Raw genomic sequence first — 16,184 nt, forward strand, 5'->3', positions numbered from 1 at the left:
TCCTCACAGCAGCAGGTCGAAGGTGAAACGGTAGTTGGGCGACATCACATCGCCCAGATTGGAGAAGCTGCGCAGCGGGCTGGTGTTGCGGCCGATGCGATCCTGACGGCAGCTGCCGCGCGCGAAGCGGAACGGGCCGGTGCCGCCGGCGATCGCGCGGACGACCACCTCGTCATCGGGATCATTGCCGTTCTCGACCCCCTTGGCGATGAGCATGGGCGGCGAAAGCTGGTCTGCAGTGAAATCGCCGAAGAAGAAGCTGTGGGTGCCGAGAAGGTGTGGAACCTGGCGTGGGAGATCGATGGGCGTGCCGCGGGTATCGAGGCCGGGCTGGCTGCCGTTGATGAGCACCCAGCCGCGGTCGAAGTGGTGGCCGATCGGCCTGGTGGCGGTGAAATCCCACACCACTTCATTGTTGAGCCTGGGTGGCGCGCCGCGAAAGGCGCTCACCGGCATCGGCTTTGTCGGTTTGGGGATGATGCCGCCGGGATAGAGCAGCCCGGCGACGAAATAGCTGTCCCCGCGCGTGTCGAGCGCGAAATAGTTCTGGCTGGTCTTGTCGCCGATGCGGCCCGAGGGATCGGGAGCATCGGTGTGGCCGAGCACTGCCATGTCGATGATGAAGCGGGCGCGGCTGCCCGCCACCTCGACCGGGAACGGCAGGGCTTGCAACGCCGCCAGATCGTCGGCCTCCAGCATCAGAACGCGACCCGGCCCTGCAGCGTGAAGCTGCGGCGCGGATCGGGGACATGGGCGCGATCATTGGGGCCGACGCCGACGGGGAAGACCTCGAAGATGAGCGACGAGGTGCGCACGTCGAAGAGGTTGCGCACGAGCAATGCCAGCTCCCATTTGCGGTCGGCGCTGCCGACGCCGAGGCGCACATCGGTCCTGGCGAAGCCGGTCTGCACTTCGAGCGGGCTGCCCGATTCCTGATAGTTGATGTCCGACTGGAAATTGAGGAAGCCGCTGCCGAACACCCGCAGCGAGTCACTCACCGGGCGGTCGTAATCGATGGCGAGATTGCCGGTCCAGGTCGGCGAACTTTGCAGCCGGTCCCCCTGCCGGCTCTGGGTGCAGCCCGGCACCAGCCGTGCCGGGTTGTCGAAGCGGCAGGGGCCGTTGGGCCAGCTGGTGTAAAAGGCATCGAGATACGCCGCGGCCGCCGAGAGGCGCAGCCCCTCCACCGGCGACACGCTCGCTTCCAGCTCGACACCGCGGGTGCGCGCGCCGGCGGCGTTGCTGGTGATGAAGCTGGCGGTGTTGATGTCGAGGGCCGACTTCTGCAGGTCCGAATAGTCGGTGGTGAAGGCGACGAGGCTGAAGAAGCCGTTCACTTCAGGGAATTGCGCCTTGAGGCCGGCCTCGAACACGTCCGACTTTTCGGGCGCCAGGATGAATGTGTCGGCGGTGACGTTCTGGAACTCGCTGAAGGCGCCGCCCTTGTCCCCGCGTGCATAGCGCAGGAACAGGTTGAGATCGCGGTTGGGGGACCAGCTGAGCGTGGCGGAGGGCGCCCAGGCGTTTTCGGTGAAGCGGCCTTCGAGATCGGCGCGCGGGATGGTGAGGCTGGCGGGGGCGGGGGGCACGTTGAACAGCCGGGTAAAGCCGGTGACGAGGCCGCGCTTGCGGATGTTGGTCCAGCGCAGGCCGCCGCTGAGCTTCAAGGTATCGGTGAGCTTGTAGCCGGCCTGGGCGAAGGCAGCGAGGACATCGGTATCCTGATCGAAGGTGCGGAAGGTGATGGTGTTGATGCCCGGCGGTGCCGGGGTGTCGATGGTCGATTGCCGGCGCACGCGGCTGCGGCCCCATTCGGCATAGGCACCGACGATGTAATCGAACGCGGTGTCGCTGGGCGAGACCAGCCGCACCTCCTGCGACCATTGCGAGAAGCGCTCGCTGTTGTCGACGACGAGCCGGGCGGGGCGGCGCGCCTGGATGTTGAACGCCTGCTCATAGCCATAATAGGAATAGCCGGTGATGGCGGTGAGGGTGTGGGTGCCCAGCTCGACATCGAGCTGCACGGCACCGTTCCAGTTGTCGCTGTTGTCACGCTCTGGGGAGAAGGCGTCGTCGGTGTCTTTCAGATAATCGGGACGGGTGCCGGCGGGGACGAATTCGAAGGCCGAGCCGGTGATATCCTGCTTGGTATATTCGAGCTTGGCAAACAGGGTGACCGTGTCCGAAGGGGTGAACAGCAGCGAGCCGCGCAGCAGATACTGGTCGGCGACGGGCTCCTTGCGGTCGAGCGTCGTGTTGTCGAGCCAGCCGTTGTTCAGCGCGTAGCGGCCCGCCAGGCGGACGGCGAGCTTGTCCGACACCGGGGCATTGATGATGCCGGTGACGTTGGTGCTGCCGCGCACGGTTTCGTATTCGGCCGAAACTTCGCCGCCGAGCGTTTGCGTCGGGCGGGTCGAACGGATGGCGATGGCGCCCGCACTTGTGTTGCGGCCGAAGAGTGCGCCTTGCGGGCCGCGCAGCACCTCGATCTGCTCCACATCGAGGAAAGGCTGGTTGTACTGGCGGTTGCGGCCGCCGTAGACGCCATCGACGAACAGCGCCACCGATTGCTCGAACGAGAAGCTGTTGCCGCTGGTGCCGATGCCGCGGATGGTGATCGACTTGTTGGCCGGGGTGTCCACGACCACAAGATTGGGCACGCGGCTCATGATCTGGTTGAAATCGTTGATGCCGCCGTTCTTGAGCTCTTCGCCGGTGCGGACGACGATCGAGAGGGGCACGTCGACGAGGCGCTCGGCGCGCTTCTGGGCGGTGACGATGATCTCGCCGCCCTCCGCCTCGGACGCCGTGGCTGTTTGCGCGATCGCCGGGCTTGCGACACCGGCGAGCAGGGCCGCCATGATCATCGTCCGCATTGTCTTTCCCCCTCCGGACCGGCCGCATGTGGCGCGGCCGCACTTGCAAGGGCAGACTGACTGCAGGCGCAGTTGTGCCCAAATCACTAATCCCGCCGCAGCCATGAATTTTAGTTCCGCCGCCGGGTGTGGAAGTGCGCTTGTGCGGGGTCCCCTGCCCCTGCAGCCTTGCGAAAATCGCTCGGAGACCTGCATGATCACTACCATTGTCCGCTTCAGGCTGGCGCCCGGCGAGAGCCATGAGGCGGCGCTGGAGGAAATTCGCCGCACGATTCCCATTTATCAGGCGGCGGGGCCGGCGCTCATTCGCAAGGCGATCCATCTTGATGCTGCGAAGGGGGAAGGCCGCAGCATCTATCTCTGGGCGGACCGGGCTTCGGCGGAGGCGTTCTTTGCGCGCGCAAGCGTGATGATCGAGGCGAAGACCGGCCATGCTCCGCAAGTCGAATATCTCGATTGCCATGTGCTGGTGGACAATGCGGCCGGCGAGGTGCGCTTTGGTTGAGGCTCACGCTGCCGAGGCGATCCGCCAGGCGCTCTACACCTATGCGCGCGGGGTGGACCGGCGTGACCCCGACCTGATCGCGGCGGCCTTCTGGCCCGATGCGGTGATCACGCTGGGGAGCATCTATTCGGGCGCGCCCGCGGGCTTTGTCGAGGTGGCGATGGGGTTCATGGGGATGTTCGCGGCCACGCGGCATGACATCGGCAATGTGCTGCTGGTGCCTGTGGGGGACGGGCGGATCGCTTATGAGGCCTATGTGCGCACCTGGCATTGGCAGGAGGCAGACGGGCGCGAGCTGGTGGTGCTGGGGCGTTATCTTGGCCATGCAGAGCAGCGCGACGGCGTGTGGCGGAGCGTGGCGCACACCGAGGCGATGGACTGGGGCGAGACCCGTGCGGTCGATGCCGGATGGTTCGAGGCGAATGGCGAGCTGCCCAAGGGACGGCGTGACCGGGATGATGAAAGCTATCGCTGGCTGGCGGCCAGATAGGGTTTGCGCGCCCGGTGGAGGAGCCAGGCTGACGGCAGGCCGGTGATGGCGGCGGTGAGCGCCAGCGACAGGCCGAGCTTTGCTTCGTCTCCGAACAGGAAATCGGTGAACAGGGCGGGCAAGGTGGGGCCGAGGCCGATGCCGAGCAGGTTGATGACCAGCAGATAGAGCGCCGACACCTGGCCGCGCATTTCGTTGGGCACCACGGCACCGATGGCCGAAGGAGCCGCACCGCTGGCGAAGGCGCCGAAGAAGAACAGCGGTGCCAGCAGCGCCTTGGCAAGGGCTGGATCATCGACAAGCGGGAACATCACGCCGGGCACCATGCCGCCGAGGCAGGCGAGGGCGCCGGCGATCAGCGTGCCGTCCCGCCGGCCGCGGCTGGCGAGCCAATCGGCGAACCAGCCGCCCGCCAGCACGCCGACCGAGCCGGCGACCGCCATGATGAGGCCGATCTGCACCCCGGCATCGCGCGGTGATACGCCGTGGCGGCGGATGAAGAATTCGGGCGTCCAGGCGAGGGTGGCGAAATTGGCGAGCACGACGATGCCGAAGCCGAAGAACCAGGGGCCGAACAGCGCGCGCCGTGTCCAGACATAGCGGAGGGTTTCGCGGACGCGGAGCTGCTCGGGGGTTTCGGCGCGGCCGCGGCGCACTGGCTCGGGGAGGAGCAGCAGGAAGGGGGCGAGGAGGAAGGCCGGGGCGGCGATGACGAGGAAGACGGCCTGCCATGCCTGCACCGTGCCGATGAGCGGCAGCGTGACCTGCGGGTTTTCCGCCACGGCACCCACCACCAGCCCGCCGGCGCCGAACGCCAGGCCGGCGCCGAAATAGATGCCGAGGCTGTAGACCGAAAAGGCGCGGGCGCGGCTGGCGGGGGGGAAGAGATCGGCGAGCATCGAGAAGACCGAAGGCCCGAGCGCGGCATCGGCGGTGCCGGCGAAAACCCGGCCGCCGAACAGGGCCGCAAAACTGTTGGCGAGGCCGCACGCCGCCGCTGCCATGCCGCCGGCGAGGGTGCCGACCACGACGATGAGGCGACGGCTGGCGCGGTCCGCCAGCCGGCCGAAGGGCAGGCCCATCACCGTGTAGAAGATGGCGAAGGCAAGACCGGCGAGCAGGCTGAACTGGGTGTCGGAGATCTGCAAGTCTGCCTTGATGGGGCCAACCAGCAGGCTGAGGATCTGCCTGTCGGCGAAGGAGACGATATAGGCGAGCAGCAGTGCCGCCACCGACCCCCAGGCGATTGCAGGCGACGGCCAGTCGCCATCGGGATCGCTCATGCAGCGCGTGCCGTGCGCGCGCGGTCGAAGGCCTGCGCGAAGGCGGCGATGCTCGTCTGGTTGATGATCTCGGACCGGCCACCGCCCGAGGTGAGGATGTAGTGCGGCATCGAGCTGACACCGGAAGCGCGCCAGGCCTCGGTTTCGCGGAAGGGGGCTTCGAGATCGGCGTCGGATTCAAGATGCGCGCGGGCGGCGGCGGCGTCGAAGCCATGGCGACCGGCGAGGGCGGCGAGAAAGTCCATGTCGATGACCTTGGCGTGTTCGAAGAAGCTGCCGGCGATCTCCTCGATCATGGCGCCGGCAACGCCGGGGTGCTGTGCCTCGGCCCAGCGGACGAGGCGGTGACCGTCGATCGAGGGGGGTCCGCGGGTGATCTTCTCGAAGACGAAGTTGATACCGACGGGCTCGGCGACGCTGCGGATGCGGTCCCACATCGGCACGCGCAGGCCTTCGCCATATTTCTCGCGAAAGAAGTCGAGAAATACATGCCCGGCGCGGTCGAAGTGCGGATAGAGCATGAACTGGCGCCAATGGACCTGAATGGGAAGCGCATCCGCGCACCCGGCCTCGGCGGCGAGCGCCAGATCGAGATGCCGCTTCCCGACATGGCACCAGGGGCAGAGGAAATCGTAAACGGCATCGATACGCATCGGTGGGGCTCCCTGATGAGCCGCTATTCGGCCCTTTCGGGCGGCCTCACGCAAATAGCCTGTGCAGCGGTGGCCATCACTGCCGGGCATGGGGATGGGGGATTGCGAACGGCTGCCGGACGTGCAGGATGAATGCATGGACCTCAACGCTGCCCAGCAAGACATGCGCGCCGCCTTTGTGCGCGGAGCACCGGGGGTCCTGGTGTCCGGGCTGGTCTGGCTTGCCAGCGGGCTCGTCTGGCTGCGCGCCGGGGTCGACATGGCGTTTGCGGTGCTGTTCTTCGGTGGCATGGCGATCGTGCCGCTGTCCCTCCTCATCGCGCGGACCGGGTTTCGGGCGCCGAAGCTGGCGAAGGGCAATCCGCTCGAACGGCTCGGGCTGGAAAGCACCTTCATTCTCTTTGCCGGCATCTTCATCGCCTATGGGCTGCTCGGCATGCTCCCGACAGCGGTGTTTCCGGTGATGGCGATCATCATCGGCGCGCGCTATTTCGTGTTTCGCACGGTGTATGGCGAGGCGCTTTACTGGGCGCTGGGGGCAGCACTTGTGGCCGCCGGCGTAGTGGCGACGGTGCTGGGGCCGATCTGGCCGGGCAATCTGGCGCTGATCGTGGGTGCAATCGAATGCGGATTTTCCGCATTGATCTTCAGCCGTCGCGGCCGTGGCTAGAAGAACACATCGTCGGGATTATAGACGAAATACGCCACCTGCGTCTTGGTGCGCCGGATTCCGGGCACGGCAGCAAGCTTTTCGTTGACGAGCTGGCCGACGTCGAAACCTTCCTCGATCACCAGCTTTACCAGCAGATCCCATTTGCCGCTGATGGCCGAGACTTCGCGGACGCCGGGGACAGCTTTGAGGATTTCGCGGCCCACGGTGTAGGTCTGGCCGCGCTCGCAACTGACCGAGATGAAGAATGTCTGCATGGGGTGAACCTAGCCGAGCGGAGGCAACGAGGGAACGGTCTTGCCGGGGTTCATGATGCCATGGGGATCGAGGGCGGCCTTGATCGCCTGCATCACCGCCACCGCCTCGGCGCCATGTTCGAGCAGCAGCGCATCGAGCTTGTGGACGCCGATGCCATGCTCGCCGGTGCAGGTGCCGCCCATGCGGATGGCGCGCTCGGAGACGCTGGCGGCGAGCTTGTCGGCGCGGGCGCGCTCGTCCGGATCGGCGGGGTCGAACAGCACCAGCATGTGGAAATTGCCGTCCCCGACATGGCCGACGATCGGGGCGACAAGGCCCAGCGCCTGCGCCTCGGCATGGCTTTCGGCGATGCAATCGGCAAGCCGCGAGATGGGGACACAGGCATCGGTCGTGAAACTGTCCTTCCCCGGCGCCAGCCCGCGTGCGGCGTGATAGGCCTCGTGGCGGGCGCGCCACATCGCCGAGCGCGCCTCGGTGGTGGTGGCGAAAGCGAAGGCGCTGCCGCCATGCTCGCCGGCCAGCGCCTCGACCATGGCGATCTGCTCGGCGACGGCGGCTTCCGACCCGTGGAATTCGAGGAACAGCGTGGGTGCCACGGCGAAGCCTTCGAGCCTCGACCAGGCGATGCATGCCTGCATCTGCAGCGCATCGAGCAGCTCGATGCGCGCCACGGCGATGCCGCACGCCATCACCGCCATCACCGTCTGCACGGCACTGGCGAGATCGGGGAATTGCACGCGCGCCGCGGAAATGACTTCGGGGACGCCGAACAGCCGCAATTGCAGCTCGGTGATGACGCCGAGCGTGCCTTCCGAGCCGATGTAGAGGCGTGTGAGATCATAGCCGGCGGAGGATTTGCGGGCGCGGCCGCCGGTACGGATGATGCGGCCTTGCGGGGTGACGACGGTCAGCCCCAGTGTCACCTCGCGCATGGTGCCGTAGCGGACGGCGTTGGTGCCGCTGGCACGGGTGGCGGCCATACCGCCGAGGCTGGCATTGGCGCCGGGATCGAGCGGGAAGAACAGCCCCTGGTCGCGAATGGCATGGTTGAGGGCTTCGCGGGTGACGCCGGCTTGCACGCGGCAATCCATGTCGGGGGCGTTGATGGCGAGCACCTTGTCCATGCGGCCGAGATCGAGCGAGATGCCGCCGCCGAGGGCCTGCAGCTGGCCTTCGAGCGAGGTGCCGGTGCCGAACGGGATGACCGGCACGCGCGCTTCGTGGCAGAGGGCGAGCACGGCGGCGACATCTTCGGTCGTCTCGGCGAACACCACGGCGGAGGGGGCGGCGAGATCGCGCAGGCCCTCGCCGCGGCCATGGGCTTCGCGGATGGCGGGCGAGGTGCTCAGCCGGTCGCCGAAGCGCGCTTGCAGGGCGGCGATGACGGCGGCGGTGTTCGGCGCTTCGATGATGGTGGGGGCGTTCATGCCGCTGCACTCACATCTTTTCGGGGATCGAGCTTGCGCAGCACGCCGTCGATGCCGGGCATGTTGAAGCCCTTGTAGCCATCGTTACGCTCGAGGTTTTCGAGGTGCGCGGCGATGGTGCCGCCCAGGCGGATCTCCTCGGCTTCGGCCGCCGACAGATGCCCGCCGGCTTCGAGCGCATCGAGGCGGGCGGGTTCGACCGCGGCCACATCGCCGGTGGTCAGCTCCTGGTAGAGGAAGGGGAAATCGGAGAAGGGCGCCATGACTTCCTGCCCTGCTTCGGACAGGATGCGGCGCAGCGCGCGCTGGTCGTACATGCCCGCGACATGGTTGAGGCCGCCTTCGAGGATCGATTCGCCGTGCATGATCGAGATGATGCCCGCGCGGCGGTGCTTGTCCAGCGGCGGCAGCGGCTGATGGGCAAAATCGACGTCGGTTTCGTGGGGGGCGAGGTCGACATCGGCGAAGATCGTGCTCTTGAGGGCGGGCTGTTCGAGGATCTGCGAACCCCAGCCGGCGAGCGCGCCGGCGTAGAGCATCTCGCGCAGTTCGTATCCGAGCTTTTCGAGGATGCGGATGGTGGCGGCGAAATGCTCGCGCGAGCCATCATAGGTGTGGTGATCGATGTTCGACCAGCCGATGCCGGCACGGTTCTGGCGCTCGGCCTGCACACGGCCTGCAGGGCAGCGGCTCATCCAATAGTCGCGCTCGGCGACGAACCAGAGGTGGCAGGCGCGGTGCGGGCCGATTTCGGCGACGGCGGCATCGACGAGTGCCTCGGTGTGCGCGAGCCCCGCCGCGACATGCTCGAAGCGGCGACGGCGGGTGCGGAAGATCTGCAGGTGCAGCCGGCCGGCGCGGATACTGGCAGCGGGGAGTGCTTCGGGCGTGTGGCCGAGGCCGCCGGCGCGCTCGACGGCGCGGATGGTCCAGCCGCCGCCGGTGAAGGCGTCTGCCAGGCGCAGCGGTCCGTGTTCGGCGCCGTCTATGGCGGCATCGGTGCCGGTGGCGGCCTGAAATCGCGCGAGCGATTCGACGCGGAATGCCAGGGCGGGGGCGCCTTCGAGAACGGTCGGGAAGAAGCCGAGCGGGTTGGCGAGGGCTTCGTTTTCGGGGAGCCAGCCGAGGCTGCGCGCTTCGGCCACTGCATCGGCGGGCAGCACCAGATGATCGAGAATATCACGCAGCCGCACGCCGGTGGTGGTGCGCAGCGCTTGCGCATAGCGCGCGGCTTGCGGCACGGCGGCGAGGGCGGCGGCAAGCTGGGCTTGCACAAAGGCTTCGGCGTCAGGTTGCGGGGTCCAGATGCGGGTCATGGTCGGGCTCCTCCAGAATCCAGGTTCGACGTCATGCCGCATTGTCATGGCGGCGACCGCATTAGTCTTGTTGCCTCCGCGCATGGCCGGTGCCGATATCGGCACAATGCATGCCGCGGTCGCCCTTGCCTCCAGCCTGTTCGAACGGCTCGATGATTGTCCGTTCTTCATCAAGGATGCCGGGCTGCGCTATGTCGCGGCCAATCCGGCGATGGCGCGGCTGTGCGGGGTGAGGGATGCCGCGGCACTCCTCGGCGCGCGGGCATCGGCGTTCTTTCCGCCGCTGGTGGCCGCGCGCTACGAGGCGCTCGATGCGCAGGTGCTGGCGAGCGGCGAGCCGCTGACCGACCGGCTCGATCTGGCCGCGGCCGGGCGCGGGTCGGCGGCCTGGCTGCTGTTTTCGCGGCATCCGCTGCGCGGCGAGGATGGCAGCATTATCGGCGTTGCGGCGAGTGCGCGGCGGCTGGCGGCATCGGAAGCGCGGCAGCCGATGTATGCGCGGCTGGCGCGGGCGGTGGCGCAGCTGGAGGCGCGGCCGTCGGGAGCACTCGATCTGGAGGGGCTGGCGGCGCTGGTGGGCGTGTCGCCGTCGCAGCTGGAGCGGGATTTCCGCAGCGCCTTCGGCATGTCCCCCATGCGATTCCTGCACAAGCTGCGGATCGACCGGGCGCTGCCGCTGATCCGCGATGGCCAGCCGATCGCCGAAGTGGCGCAGGCGGTGGGCTATACCGACCAATCGGCCTTCACCCGGCGGTTCGGGCTGGTGATGGGGTGCACGCCGACCGAATGGCGGCGGGATCGGGGGCAGCATGGATGAGTTTGTGAGGGCATTGGCAGCGGCACGGCTGGGGGGCGGGCTGGTCGATGAGGTGCCGGCGCTGACGCTGGCGCAGGGGTATGCGGTGGCAGCGGCGCTGGCCGGGCGAATGGGGTCGGTGTCGGGGTGGAAGGTGGGGGCGACGAGTGCGGGGGCGATGGCGTTCCTGGGGGTGGAGGCGCCGATCCATGGGCGGCTGTTCCGCCTGTTCCGCGATGGCGACATTGCGGTTTTTCCAGGCGAGCGGCCGCTCGAAGTCGAGCCCGAGGTGCTGCTGTTGCTCGGCGACGATCTTCAGCCGGTGGCGGCGCATGCCGGGGCCGAGTTCAACCGGCCGAGCTTTGCCGCGCCCTTTGCGCACGGCACCGGGGCGATCGTGGCGGACAATGCGGCGAGTTGTGGCGTGTTGATCGGGCCGCCGCTGCCGCTGGCGGCGCTGGAGGATCCGGCGGCGCTGGCGATCTCGCTTTCGGTGAATGGCGCGGTCGCTTGCCGGGGCAGCGCCGATGTGGTGCTCGGCAATCCGCTGCGGGCGCTGGCGGCGCTGCGGGCTGCGCTGGCCGATGACCCGCGCGGGTTGCGGCCGGGAGACTGGATCGCCACCGGCGCCATGTGCCGTGCGGCCGTGATCGGGCGCGGGGATAGGCTGCAGCTCGATGCCGGCTTGCATGGCGGGGCCACGCTCACCCTCGGTTGAATGGAAGTTATGCCTGTTGCCCAAGGTCGATGGTTGAACCTGTCCCCCCTGCAAAGGGACAAGGGCTGCAACACCGATCACGAGAGCGCGCCCATGCTGAACGACCGTATCGAAGCCCGCTGGATCGACAGCTTTGCGGCAGCGCTGAGCCTTTGCGCGCTGCCGGAAGGGGCTGCGGTGGCGATCCTTTCCGAAAGCCAGTCGCGCGGGATCAATGTGCAGCTGGCGGAGCTGGCGGCGTTGCGGCTGGGGTTGCAGGCGTTTCATGTGATCGTGCCGACACCAAGGCAGAGCGTGGCGGTGGCGATCCGGTCCACTGGCTCTTCGAACGCCATCCAGCATATCCGTCCGGTGATCGAGGCGCTGAAATCGGCAGCCCTCGTGCTCGACCTGACGGTGGAGGGGCTGATGCATGCCGATGAAACGCCGGAGATTCTGCAGGCGGGCGGGCGAATTCTTTATGTGTCCAACGAGCATCCCGAGCTGCTGGAGCGGCTGGCGCCCGATGCGAGCCTGATCCCGCGGGTGCGGCGCGGGCGGGCGCTGATGCAGGCGGCGAGTGCCATGCATGTGACGAGTGCAGCGGGGACGGACCTCGCCATCGGGCTGACGGGTGCCCGCATCGGCGGCAATCTGGGGGCGGTGCCCGAGCCGGGGATGCTCGCCACCTGGCCCGGCGGCATCTGCAGCTGTTTTCCAGCACTTGGCTCGGTCAACGGCACGCTGGTGCTGGCGGAGGGCGATATCAACATCACCTTCAAGCGCTATCTGGAAAAGCCGATCCGGCTGGTGATCGAGAATGACTATGTGACCGCGGTGGAGGGGAGTGGCCTCGATGCCGACCTGATGCGCAGCTATTTTGCCGCCTGGGGGGACCGCGAGGCGTATGGCACGTCGCATGTCGGCTGGGGGATGAACCATGGGGCGCGCTGGGATTCGATGATGATGTACGACAAGGGCGACATCAACGGCATCGAGCTGCGTGCCTTTGCCGGCAATTTCCTGTTCTCGACCGGCGCCAACCCTTTTGCCGGCCGGGCAACGCTCGGGCATTTCGACCTGCCGGTGCGGCATTGCACGATCACGCTCGATGGTGCGCCGGTGGTGGTGGACGGTGTGCTGGTGCCCGAGCTGGCATGATGAGATTGAACGACCCGCCGCTTGCGCTGGAGGAAGCCGGGGATGCGGGCGCGCCGCTGCTGGTGTTTCTGCACGGCGTGGGCGGCAGCCGGCACAATTGGGCGCCGCAGCTGGCGCATTTTGGCGGCCGCTTTCATGCGCTGGCCTGGGATGCGCGCGGTTATGGCGACAGCATCGGAACGCCGGTGCGGTGCTTCACCGATTTTGCCGATGATCTGGCGGCGGTGATCGGGCATTTCGGGGGCCGGAATGGGAGTGGCGCGCATCTGGTCGGGCTGTCGATGGGTGGGCGGATCGCACTCGATTGCTGGCGGCGCTATCCGGGGCTGGTGGCGAGCCTGACGCTGGCCGATACCAGTGCCGGGGCAGCACCACCGCCGGATAAGGTGGCAGCCTTCATGGCGCTGCGGCGCAAGCCGCTCGAGGAGGGGCGGACGATGGCCGAGATTGCACCCGGCATTGTCGACAGCATCGCCGGCCCGGGCATTTCCGCCGAGGTGCGGGCGGCGCTGCTGGCGAGCCATTCCGCACTCGACCCTGTGACTTATCTGGCAACACTGGAGGCGGTGACGGCGTTCAGCGACTTTCCGCCGCTGGCGGGAATTAGCGTGCCGGTGCTGGTGATGGCCGGGGAGCATGATCCCATAGCGACGCCGGCGTTTGCGAGCGGCATGGCAGCGGCGATCCCGGGGGCGCGGTTCGAGATGATTGCGGGGGCGGGGCATGTGTCCAATCTGGAAGCGCCCGAACTTTTCAATGCAGCACTCGATGCATTTCTGGCGGAGGCGGCATGAGCAACCTGCAGGTTCAGCTGGTGCGCTATCCGGAAGGGACGCCGGCGCCGGAGGACTTTGCGCTGGTCGATGCGCCGATGCCGGCGGCGCGGCCGGGCGAATTGCTGCTGCAGGTCGAGTGGCTGGGGCTCGACCCTTTCCCGCGGCTGCGGATGCGTTCCGACAGCCGGGTGGGGCCGCCGATGCCGCTGGGTGCGGTGGTGGACGGGCGCGGGCTCGCGACCGTAGTCGGCTCGGACGATGCGGCGTTTCCGCTGGGCACGCTGGTTGCGGCGGAGACGGGGTGGCAGCAGTTCACCGCCCTGCCCGCCGCAAAGGTGCAGCGGCTGCCCGATTATGCCGGGCCGGCGTCGCACCATTTGTCGACGCTCGGGCCTTCGGGGCTGACCGCTTTTTTCACTGCCGAACTGGCTGCGGTGCTGCCGGGGCAGGTGCTGGTGATTGCTCCGGCGGCCGGGTCGGTGGGAGTGGTGGCGGGGCAGCTGGCGCGGGCGGCCGGGGCGCGGGTGATCGGGCTGGCGGCGAGTGCGGCGCAATGCGATTTCCTGCGCCAGTCACTCGGCTTCGAGGCCGCGACCACCGATCCGGCCGAGCTTGCGACGCTGGCGCCGGACGGGGTGCATGGCTTCATCGATGGGGTGGGCGGTGCGCTGCATGACGTTGTGGCGGCGCATCTGGCGCTGCAGGCGCGGGTGGTGCTGCTGGGGTTCATCGCGGCGTATAATGACGCCGCTCCGCCGCGCTATGGCAGTGCGTTGCCGATCCTGTTCAAGCGCGCGAGGGTGCAGGGCTTTCTGCTTGCCGATCATATGCACGATGCGCCGCGTGCGTTGCAGCGCCTTGCCGCAGCCCTTGCCGATGGCAGCCTGCGGGCGGTGGAGACGATCCACCAAGGGCTAGCCGCCACGCCGGCGGCCTTTGCCGGGCTGTTCGCCGATCCGGCGCCGGGCAAGCAGATCGTTCGCCTCGACCATCAGGAGTCCTGACCCATGAGCCTTCCCGAAACCATGCGCGCTGCCCGGCTGACCGGCTATGGACCGCCGGAAATGCTCGAACTGGCCGACGTGCCGCTGCCGGAAATCGCGCCGCACAATGAGGTGCTGATCAAGGTGGAGGCGGCCGGGCTCAACCCGTTCGAGGCGAAGCTGCGGCGCGGCTGGCTGGCGGGGCTGTTCCCGCTGGCGCTGCCGCATATTCTCGGCTGCGACGTGGCCGGCACGATCGTTGCCAAGGGGTTCGACGTGTCCGAGTTCGAGATCGGCGACCGGGTGTATGGGTTGATCGATGTGATGCGGCCGGGCGCCTATGCCGGCTTTGTCGCCAGCCCTTCCTATCTTGTCCGCCACATGCCGGCGAACCTCGGCTTTGCCGAAGCGGCTGCGGTGCCGATGGCGGCGTGTACGGCGTGGCATGGGCTGATCAATCTGGCCGGGCTGAAGGCCGGACAGCGCGTGCTGATCCAGGCGGGAGCCGGCGGCGTGGGCAGCTTCGCAATCCAGATTGCCAAGGCGCACGGCGCGCATGTGACGACGACTGCGAGTGCTGCCAGCGAGGCGCATGTGCGCGCGATGGGGGCGGACGAGGTGTTCGACTATGCGGCCGGGGATTTCCGGAGCTTGGGGCGGCAGTTCGACGTGGTGCTCGATGTGATCGGGCGCGAGACCGGACAGGGTTGCTATGACGTGATCAAGTCCGGCGGCACGCTGCTGGTGGTGCTGCGCGGCGACGATGTCGAGATCATGAACCGCGAGGCCAACATGGCGAAGCATGGCGTGACGACGAAGATCGTCGCGTTCAGCGCGCAGCCGCAGATCCTCGACCTGATGCGACCGCTTTTCGAGTCCGGTCAGTTGCGGTCACCGGTGGGGCGGCGCTTCAAGCTGGATGAGATCGTGGCGGCCCATGCAGCGCTCGATGCCGGGCATGCGCGCGGCAAGATGGTGCTGGAGATCGGCGGATGATCGGCTTTGCACCCACGCCCGAACAGTCGCAGCTGCAGGCAACGGCGCGAGGGTTTGCGCAAAGCGAGATCAGGCCGCTGGTGGAGCGGACACGGCATGCAAAGGCGGGTTGGGACGATGTGAAGCCGGTGTTCGAGGCGGGGGCGGCGCTCGGGTTGACGAAGATCTTCGTGCCCGAGGCGCTCGGCGGGCTGGGAGGATCGTGCCTCGATGCGGCGCTGATCCTCGAGGAGCTGGGGGCGGCGGATGTCGGCATTGCGTCGGACTATTTTTCGCTCACTGCCACCATGCCGCTGCTGCTCCAGCGCGCCGGGGCGCAAGCCGAGCTGGCGGCGTTTTCGGCAGCCCCGGCGATGGTGCTGGCGGGCGCGCAGTCCGAGCCCAATGTCGCCGGCTCCGAGCTTATGCTGGCAGGGGCCGACCCGGCGTTCGGGCCGAAGCTGGCAGCGGTGCGTGAAGGTGAAGGCTGGACGCTGCGCGGCGAGAAATCGGCGTTCATCACCAATGCCGGGGTGGCCGACAATTACCTCATCATCGCGCGCACCGATGCCGCGCAGCCGCTGATGGGAGGCCTCAGCCTGTTCTGGGTGCCGGCCGACACGCCGGGGATGAGCGTGGGGCGCAAGACGCCGCTGATCGGCTGGCCGCTGACCAGCCATGCCGCGCTGCATTTCGACGATGTGGCGCTGCCGGCGTCCGCGCTGCTCGGCCGCGCGGGGGGGGCGGCGATGCTGTTCGCGATGGTGCCCGAAATGCCGGTCTGCCTCGCCGCCTGCTTCGTCGGGCTGGCGCGGGCGGCGCATGGCTATGCGCTGGACTATGCGAAGCAGCGCCGCTCGATGGGGGCGCCGATCGCGCGCGCCCAGGCGGTGGCGATGAAGCTCGCCGAAATGCACCAGGAGGTGACCGCCGCACGGCTGATGGTTTGGCACGCGGCAGCGCTCTGCGAAACCGACCCGATGCAGGCGGCAATGGTCGCAGCACCCGCCGCCAAGGTGCGCGCGGTCGATGCCGCGATCCGCTGCGCGCAGCTGTGCGTGGAAACGCTCGGCGGCTACGGCGTGACCACCGAATATGAGGCGGGGCGGTTTTTGAACGACGCCTGGATCGGCTGGTCGTGCGACTTCACGCGCGATGTGCTGATGCTGGGGATTGCGGCGGCGGTAACGGGGCAGGAGTGAGGCCTCCGGCGGCTGGGGCCTCAGGCCCCTGTATATTGGCTGGACGATCTGGGTTAGCCTTGGTCGCGGCAGCAGCAGCTTGTCAGGCCCCTGGTTCTTGAGATCGTGGTTTGGCT

17 protein-coding genes are annotated in these 16,184 nt (G+C 67.8%); 10 read left to right on the forward strand and 7 right to left on the reverse strand.

Translation table 11 applies throughout. The features are described from left to right. Window positions 1-3: 3 nt before the first annotated feature. Both FHS79_RS10340 and FHS79_RS10345 read right to left on the reverse strand, forming a co-directional pair. Window positions 4-699 (reverse strand): hypothetical protein, encoded by a 696-nt coding sequence (locus FHS79_RS10340; RefSeq protein WP_184199292.1) that lies wholly within the window; start codon window positions 697-699, stop codon window positions 4-6. Next, window positions 699-2,876 (reverse strand): TonB-dependent receptor, encoded by a 2,178-nt coding sequence (locus tag FHS79_RS10345; RefSeq protein WP_184199295.1) that lies wholly within the window; start codon window positions 2,874-2,876, stop codon window positions 699-701. Before FHS79_RS10345 ends, FHS79_RS10340 begins: the two co-directional genes overlap by 1 nt. A gap of 193 nt (window positions 2,877-3,069) precedes the next feature. Here FHS79_RS10345 and FHS79_RS10350 point away from each other — a divergent pair, with 193 nt between their 5' ends. Together FHS79_RS10350 and FHS79_RS10355 are read left to right on the forward strand one after the other, a co-directional pair. Continuing rightward, window positions 3,070-3,381: a hypothetical protein gene (locus FHS79_RS10350; RefSeq protein WP_184199298.1), complete on the forward strand. Its 312-nt coding sequence runs from the start codon at window positions 3,070-3,072 to the stop codon at window positions 3,379-3,381. After that, window positions 3,374-3,871 (forward strand): nuclear transport factor 2 family protein, encoded by a 498-nt coding sequence (locus FHS79_RS10355; RefSeq protein ID WP_184199301.1) that lies wholly within the window; start codon window positions 3,374-3,376, stop codon window positions 3,869-3,871. Before FHS79_RS10350 ends, FHS79_RS10355 begins: the two co-directional genes overlap by 8 nt. On the opposite strand, the gene FHS79_RS10360 is transcribed toward FHS79_RS10355, so the two are convergent. Together FHS79_RS10360 and FHS79_RS10365 are read right to left on the reverse strand one after the other, a co-directional pair. Further along, window positions 3,847-5,154 (reverse strand): MFS transporter, encoded by a 1,308-nt coding sequence (locus tag FHS79_RS10360; RefSeq protein WP_184199304.1) that lies wholly within the window; start codon window positions 5,152-5,154, stop codon window positions 3,847-3,849. The genes FHS79_RS10355 and FHS79_RS10360 overlap by 25 nt on opposite strands. After that, on the reverse strand, window positions 5,151-5,807 hold the full coding sequence (locus tag FHS79_RS10365) for a DsbA family protein (RefSeq protein WP_184199307.1): 657 nt from the start codon (window positions 5,805-5,807) through the stop codon (window positions 5,151-5,153). The genes FHS79_RS10360 and FHS79_RS10365 overlap by 4 nt, the downstream gene beginning before the upstream one ends. Before the next feature lie 136 nt (window positions 5,808-5,943). Here FHS79_RS10365 and FHS79_RS10370 point away from each other — a divergent pair, with 136 nt between their 5' ends. After that, window positions 5,944-6,477, forward strand: coding sequence for a DUF7010 family protein (locus tag FHS79_RS10370; RefSeq protein ID WP_184199310.1), 534 nt, complete (start codon window positions 5,944-5,946; stop codon window positions 6,475-6,477). Here FHS79_RS10370 and FHS79_RS10375 read toward each other — a convergent pair. Genes FHS79_RS10375 through FHS79_RS10385 form a run of 3 tightly spaced genes read right to left on the reverse strand, consistent with a single transcriptional unit; the run spans window position 6,474 to window position 9,478 of the window. Next, window positions 6,474-6,734: an Lrp/AsnC ligand binding domain-containing protein gene (locus FHS79_RS10375; protein WP_184199313.1), complete on the reverse strand. Its 261-nt coding sequence runs from the start codon at window positions 6,732-6,734 to the stop codon at window positions 6,474-6,476. The two genes, FHS79_RS10370 and FHS79_RS10375, sit on opposite strands and share 4 nt — an antisense overlap. A gap of 9 nt (window positions 6,735-6,743) precedes the next feature. After that, complete coding sequence (locus FHS79_RS10380; protein WP_184199315.1) at window positions 6,744-8,162, reverse strand: FAD-binding oxidoreductase; 1,419 nt, start codon at window positions 8,160-8,162, stop codon at window positions 6,744-6,746. Then, window positions 8,159-9,478 carry a hypothetical protein gene (locus FHS79_RS10385; protein WP_184199317.1) on the reverse strand — a complete coding sequence of 440 codons (1,320 nt, stop codon included), beginning with the start codon at window positions 9,476-9,478 and terminating at the stop codon, window positions 8,159-8,161. The genes FHS79_RS10380 and FHS79_RS10385 overlap by 4 nt, the downstream gene beginning before the upstream one ends. 82 nt (window positions 9,479-9,560) lie before the next feature. Between FHS79_RS10385 and FHS79_RS10390 the strand changes: the two genes are divergently transcribed. The 7 genes from FHS79_RS10390 (at window position 9,561) to FHS79_RS10420 (ending at window position 16,068) form a co-directional block, all read left to right on the forward strand. Next, complete coding sequence (locus FHS79_RS10390) at window positions 9,561-10,295, forward strand: helix-turn-helix transcriptional regulator (RefSeq protein ID WP_184199319.1); 735 nt, start codon at window positions 9,561-9,563, stop codon at window positions 10,293-10,295. After that, the gene (locus FHS79_RS10395) at window positions 10,288-10,992 is read left to right on the forward strand and encodes a fumarylacetoacetate hydrolase family protein (protein ID WP_184199321.1); all 705 of its coding nucleotides are present in this window, start codon (window positions 10,288-10,290) and stop codon (window positions 10,990-10,992) included. Before FHS79_RS10390 ends, FHS79_RS10395 begins: the two co-directional genes overlap by 8 nt. A 93-nt stretch (window positions 10,993-11,085) precedes the next feature. Then, entirely contained in the window at window positions 11,086-12,132 is a 1,047-nt protein-coding gene (locus tag FHS79_RS10400) for a 2,5-dihydroxypyridine 5,6-dioxygenase NicX family protein (protein WP_184199323.1), read from the forward strand. Beyond that, window positions 12,129-12,926: an alpha/beta fold hydrolase gene (locus tag FHS79_RS10405; protein WP_184199325.1), complete on the forward strand. Its 798-nt coding sequence runs from the start codon at window positions 12,129-12,131 to the stop codon at window positions 12,924-12,926. Before FHS79_RS10400 ends, FHS79_RS10405 begins: the two co-directional genes overlap by 4 nt. Further along, window positions 12,923-13,912, forward strand: a complete 990-nt coding sequence (locus tag FHS79_RS10410; protein ID WP_184199328.1) for an MDR family NADP-dependent oxidoreductase — start codon at window positions 12,923-12,925, stop codon at window positions 13,910-13,912. The genes FHS79_RS10405 and FHS79_RS10410 overlap by 4 nt, the downstream gene beginning before the upstream one ends. 3 nt (window positions 13,913-13,915) lie before the next feature. Then, window positions 13,916-14,887 (forward strand): NADP-dependent oxidoreductase, encoded by a 972-nt coding sequence (locus FHS79_RS10415; protein ID WP_184199331.1) that lies wholly within the window; start codon window positions 13,916-13,918, stop codon window positions 14,885-14,887. Further along, window positions 14,884-16,068 carry an acyl-CoA dehydrogenase family protein gene (locus tag FHS79_RS10420; RefSeq protein WP_184199334.1) on the forward strand — a complete coding sequence of 395 codons (1,185 nt, stop codon included), beginning with the start codon at window positions 14,884-14,886 and terminating at the stop codon, window positions 16,066-16,068. The genes FHS79_RS10415 and FHS79_RS10420 overlap by 4 nt, the downstream gene beginning before the upstream one ends. Window positions 16,069-16,184: the final 116 nt, after the last annotated feature.

This window comes from Polymorphobacter multimanifer, from assembly GCF_014205635.1.
Classification (GTDB): Bacteria; Pseudomonadota; Alphaproteobacteria; order Sphingomonadales; family Sphingomonadaceae; genus Sandarakinorhabdus; species Sandarakinorhabdus multimanifer.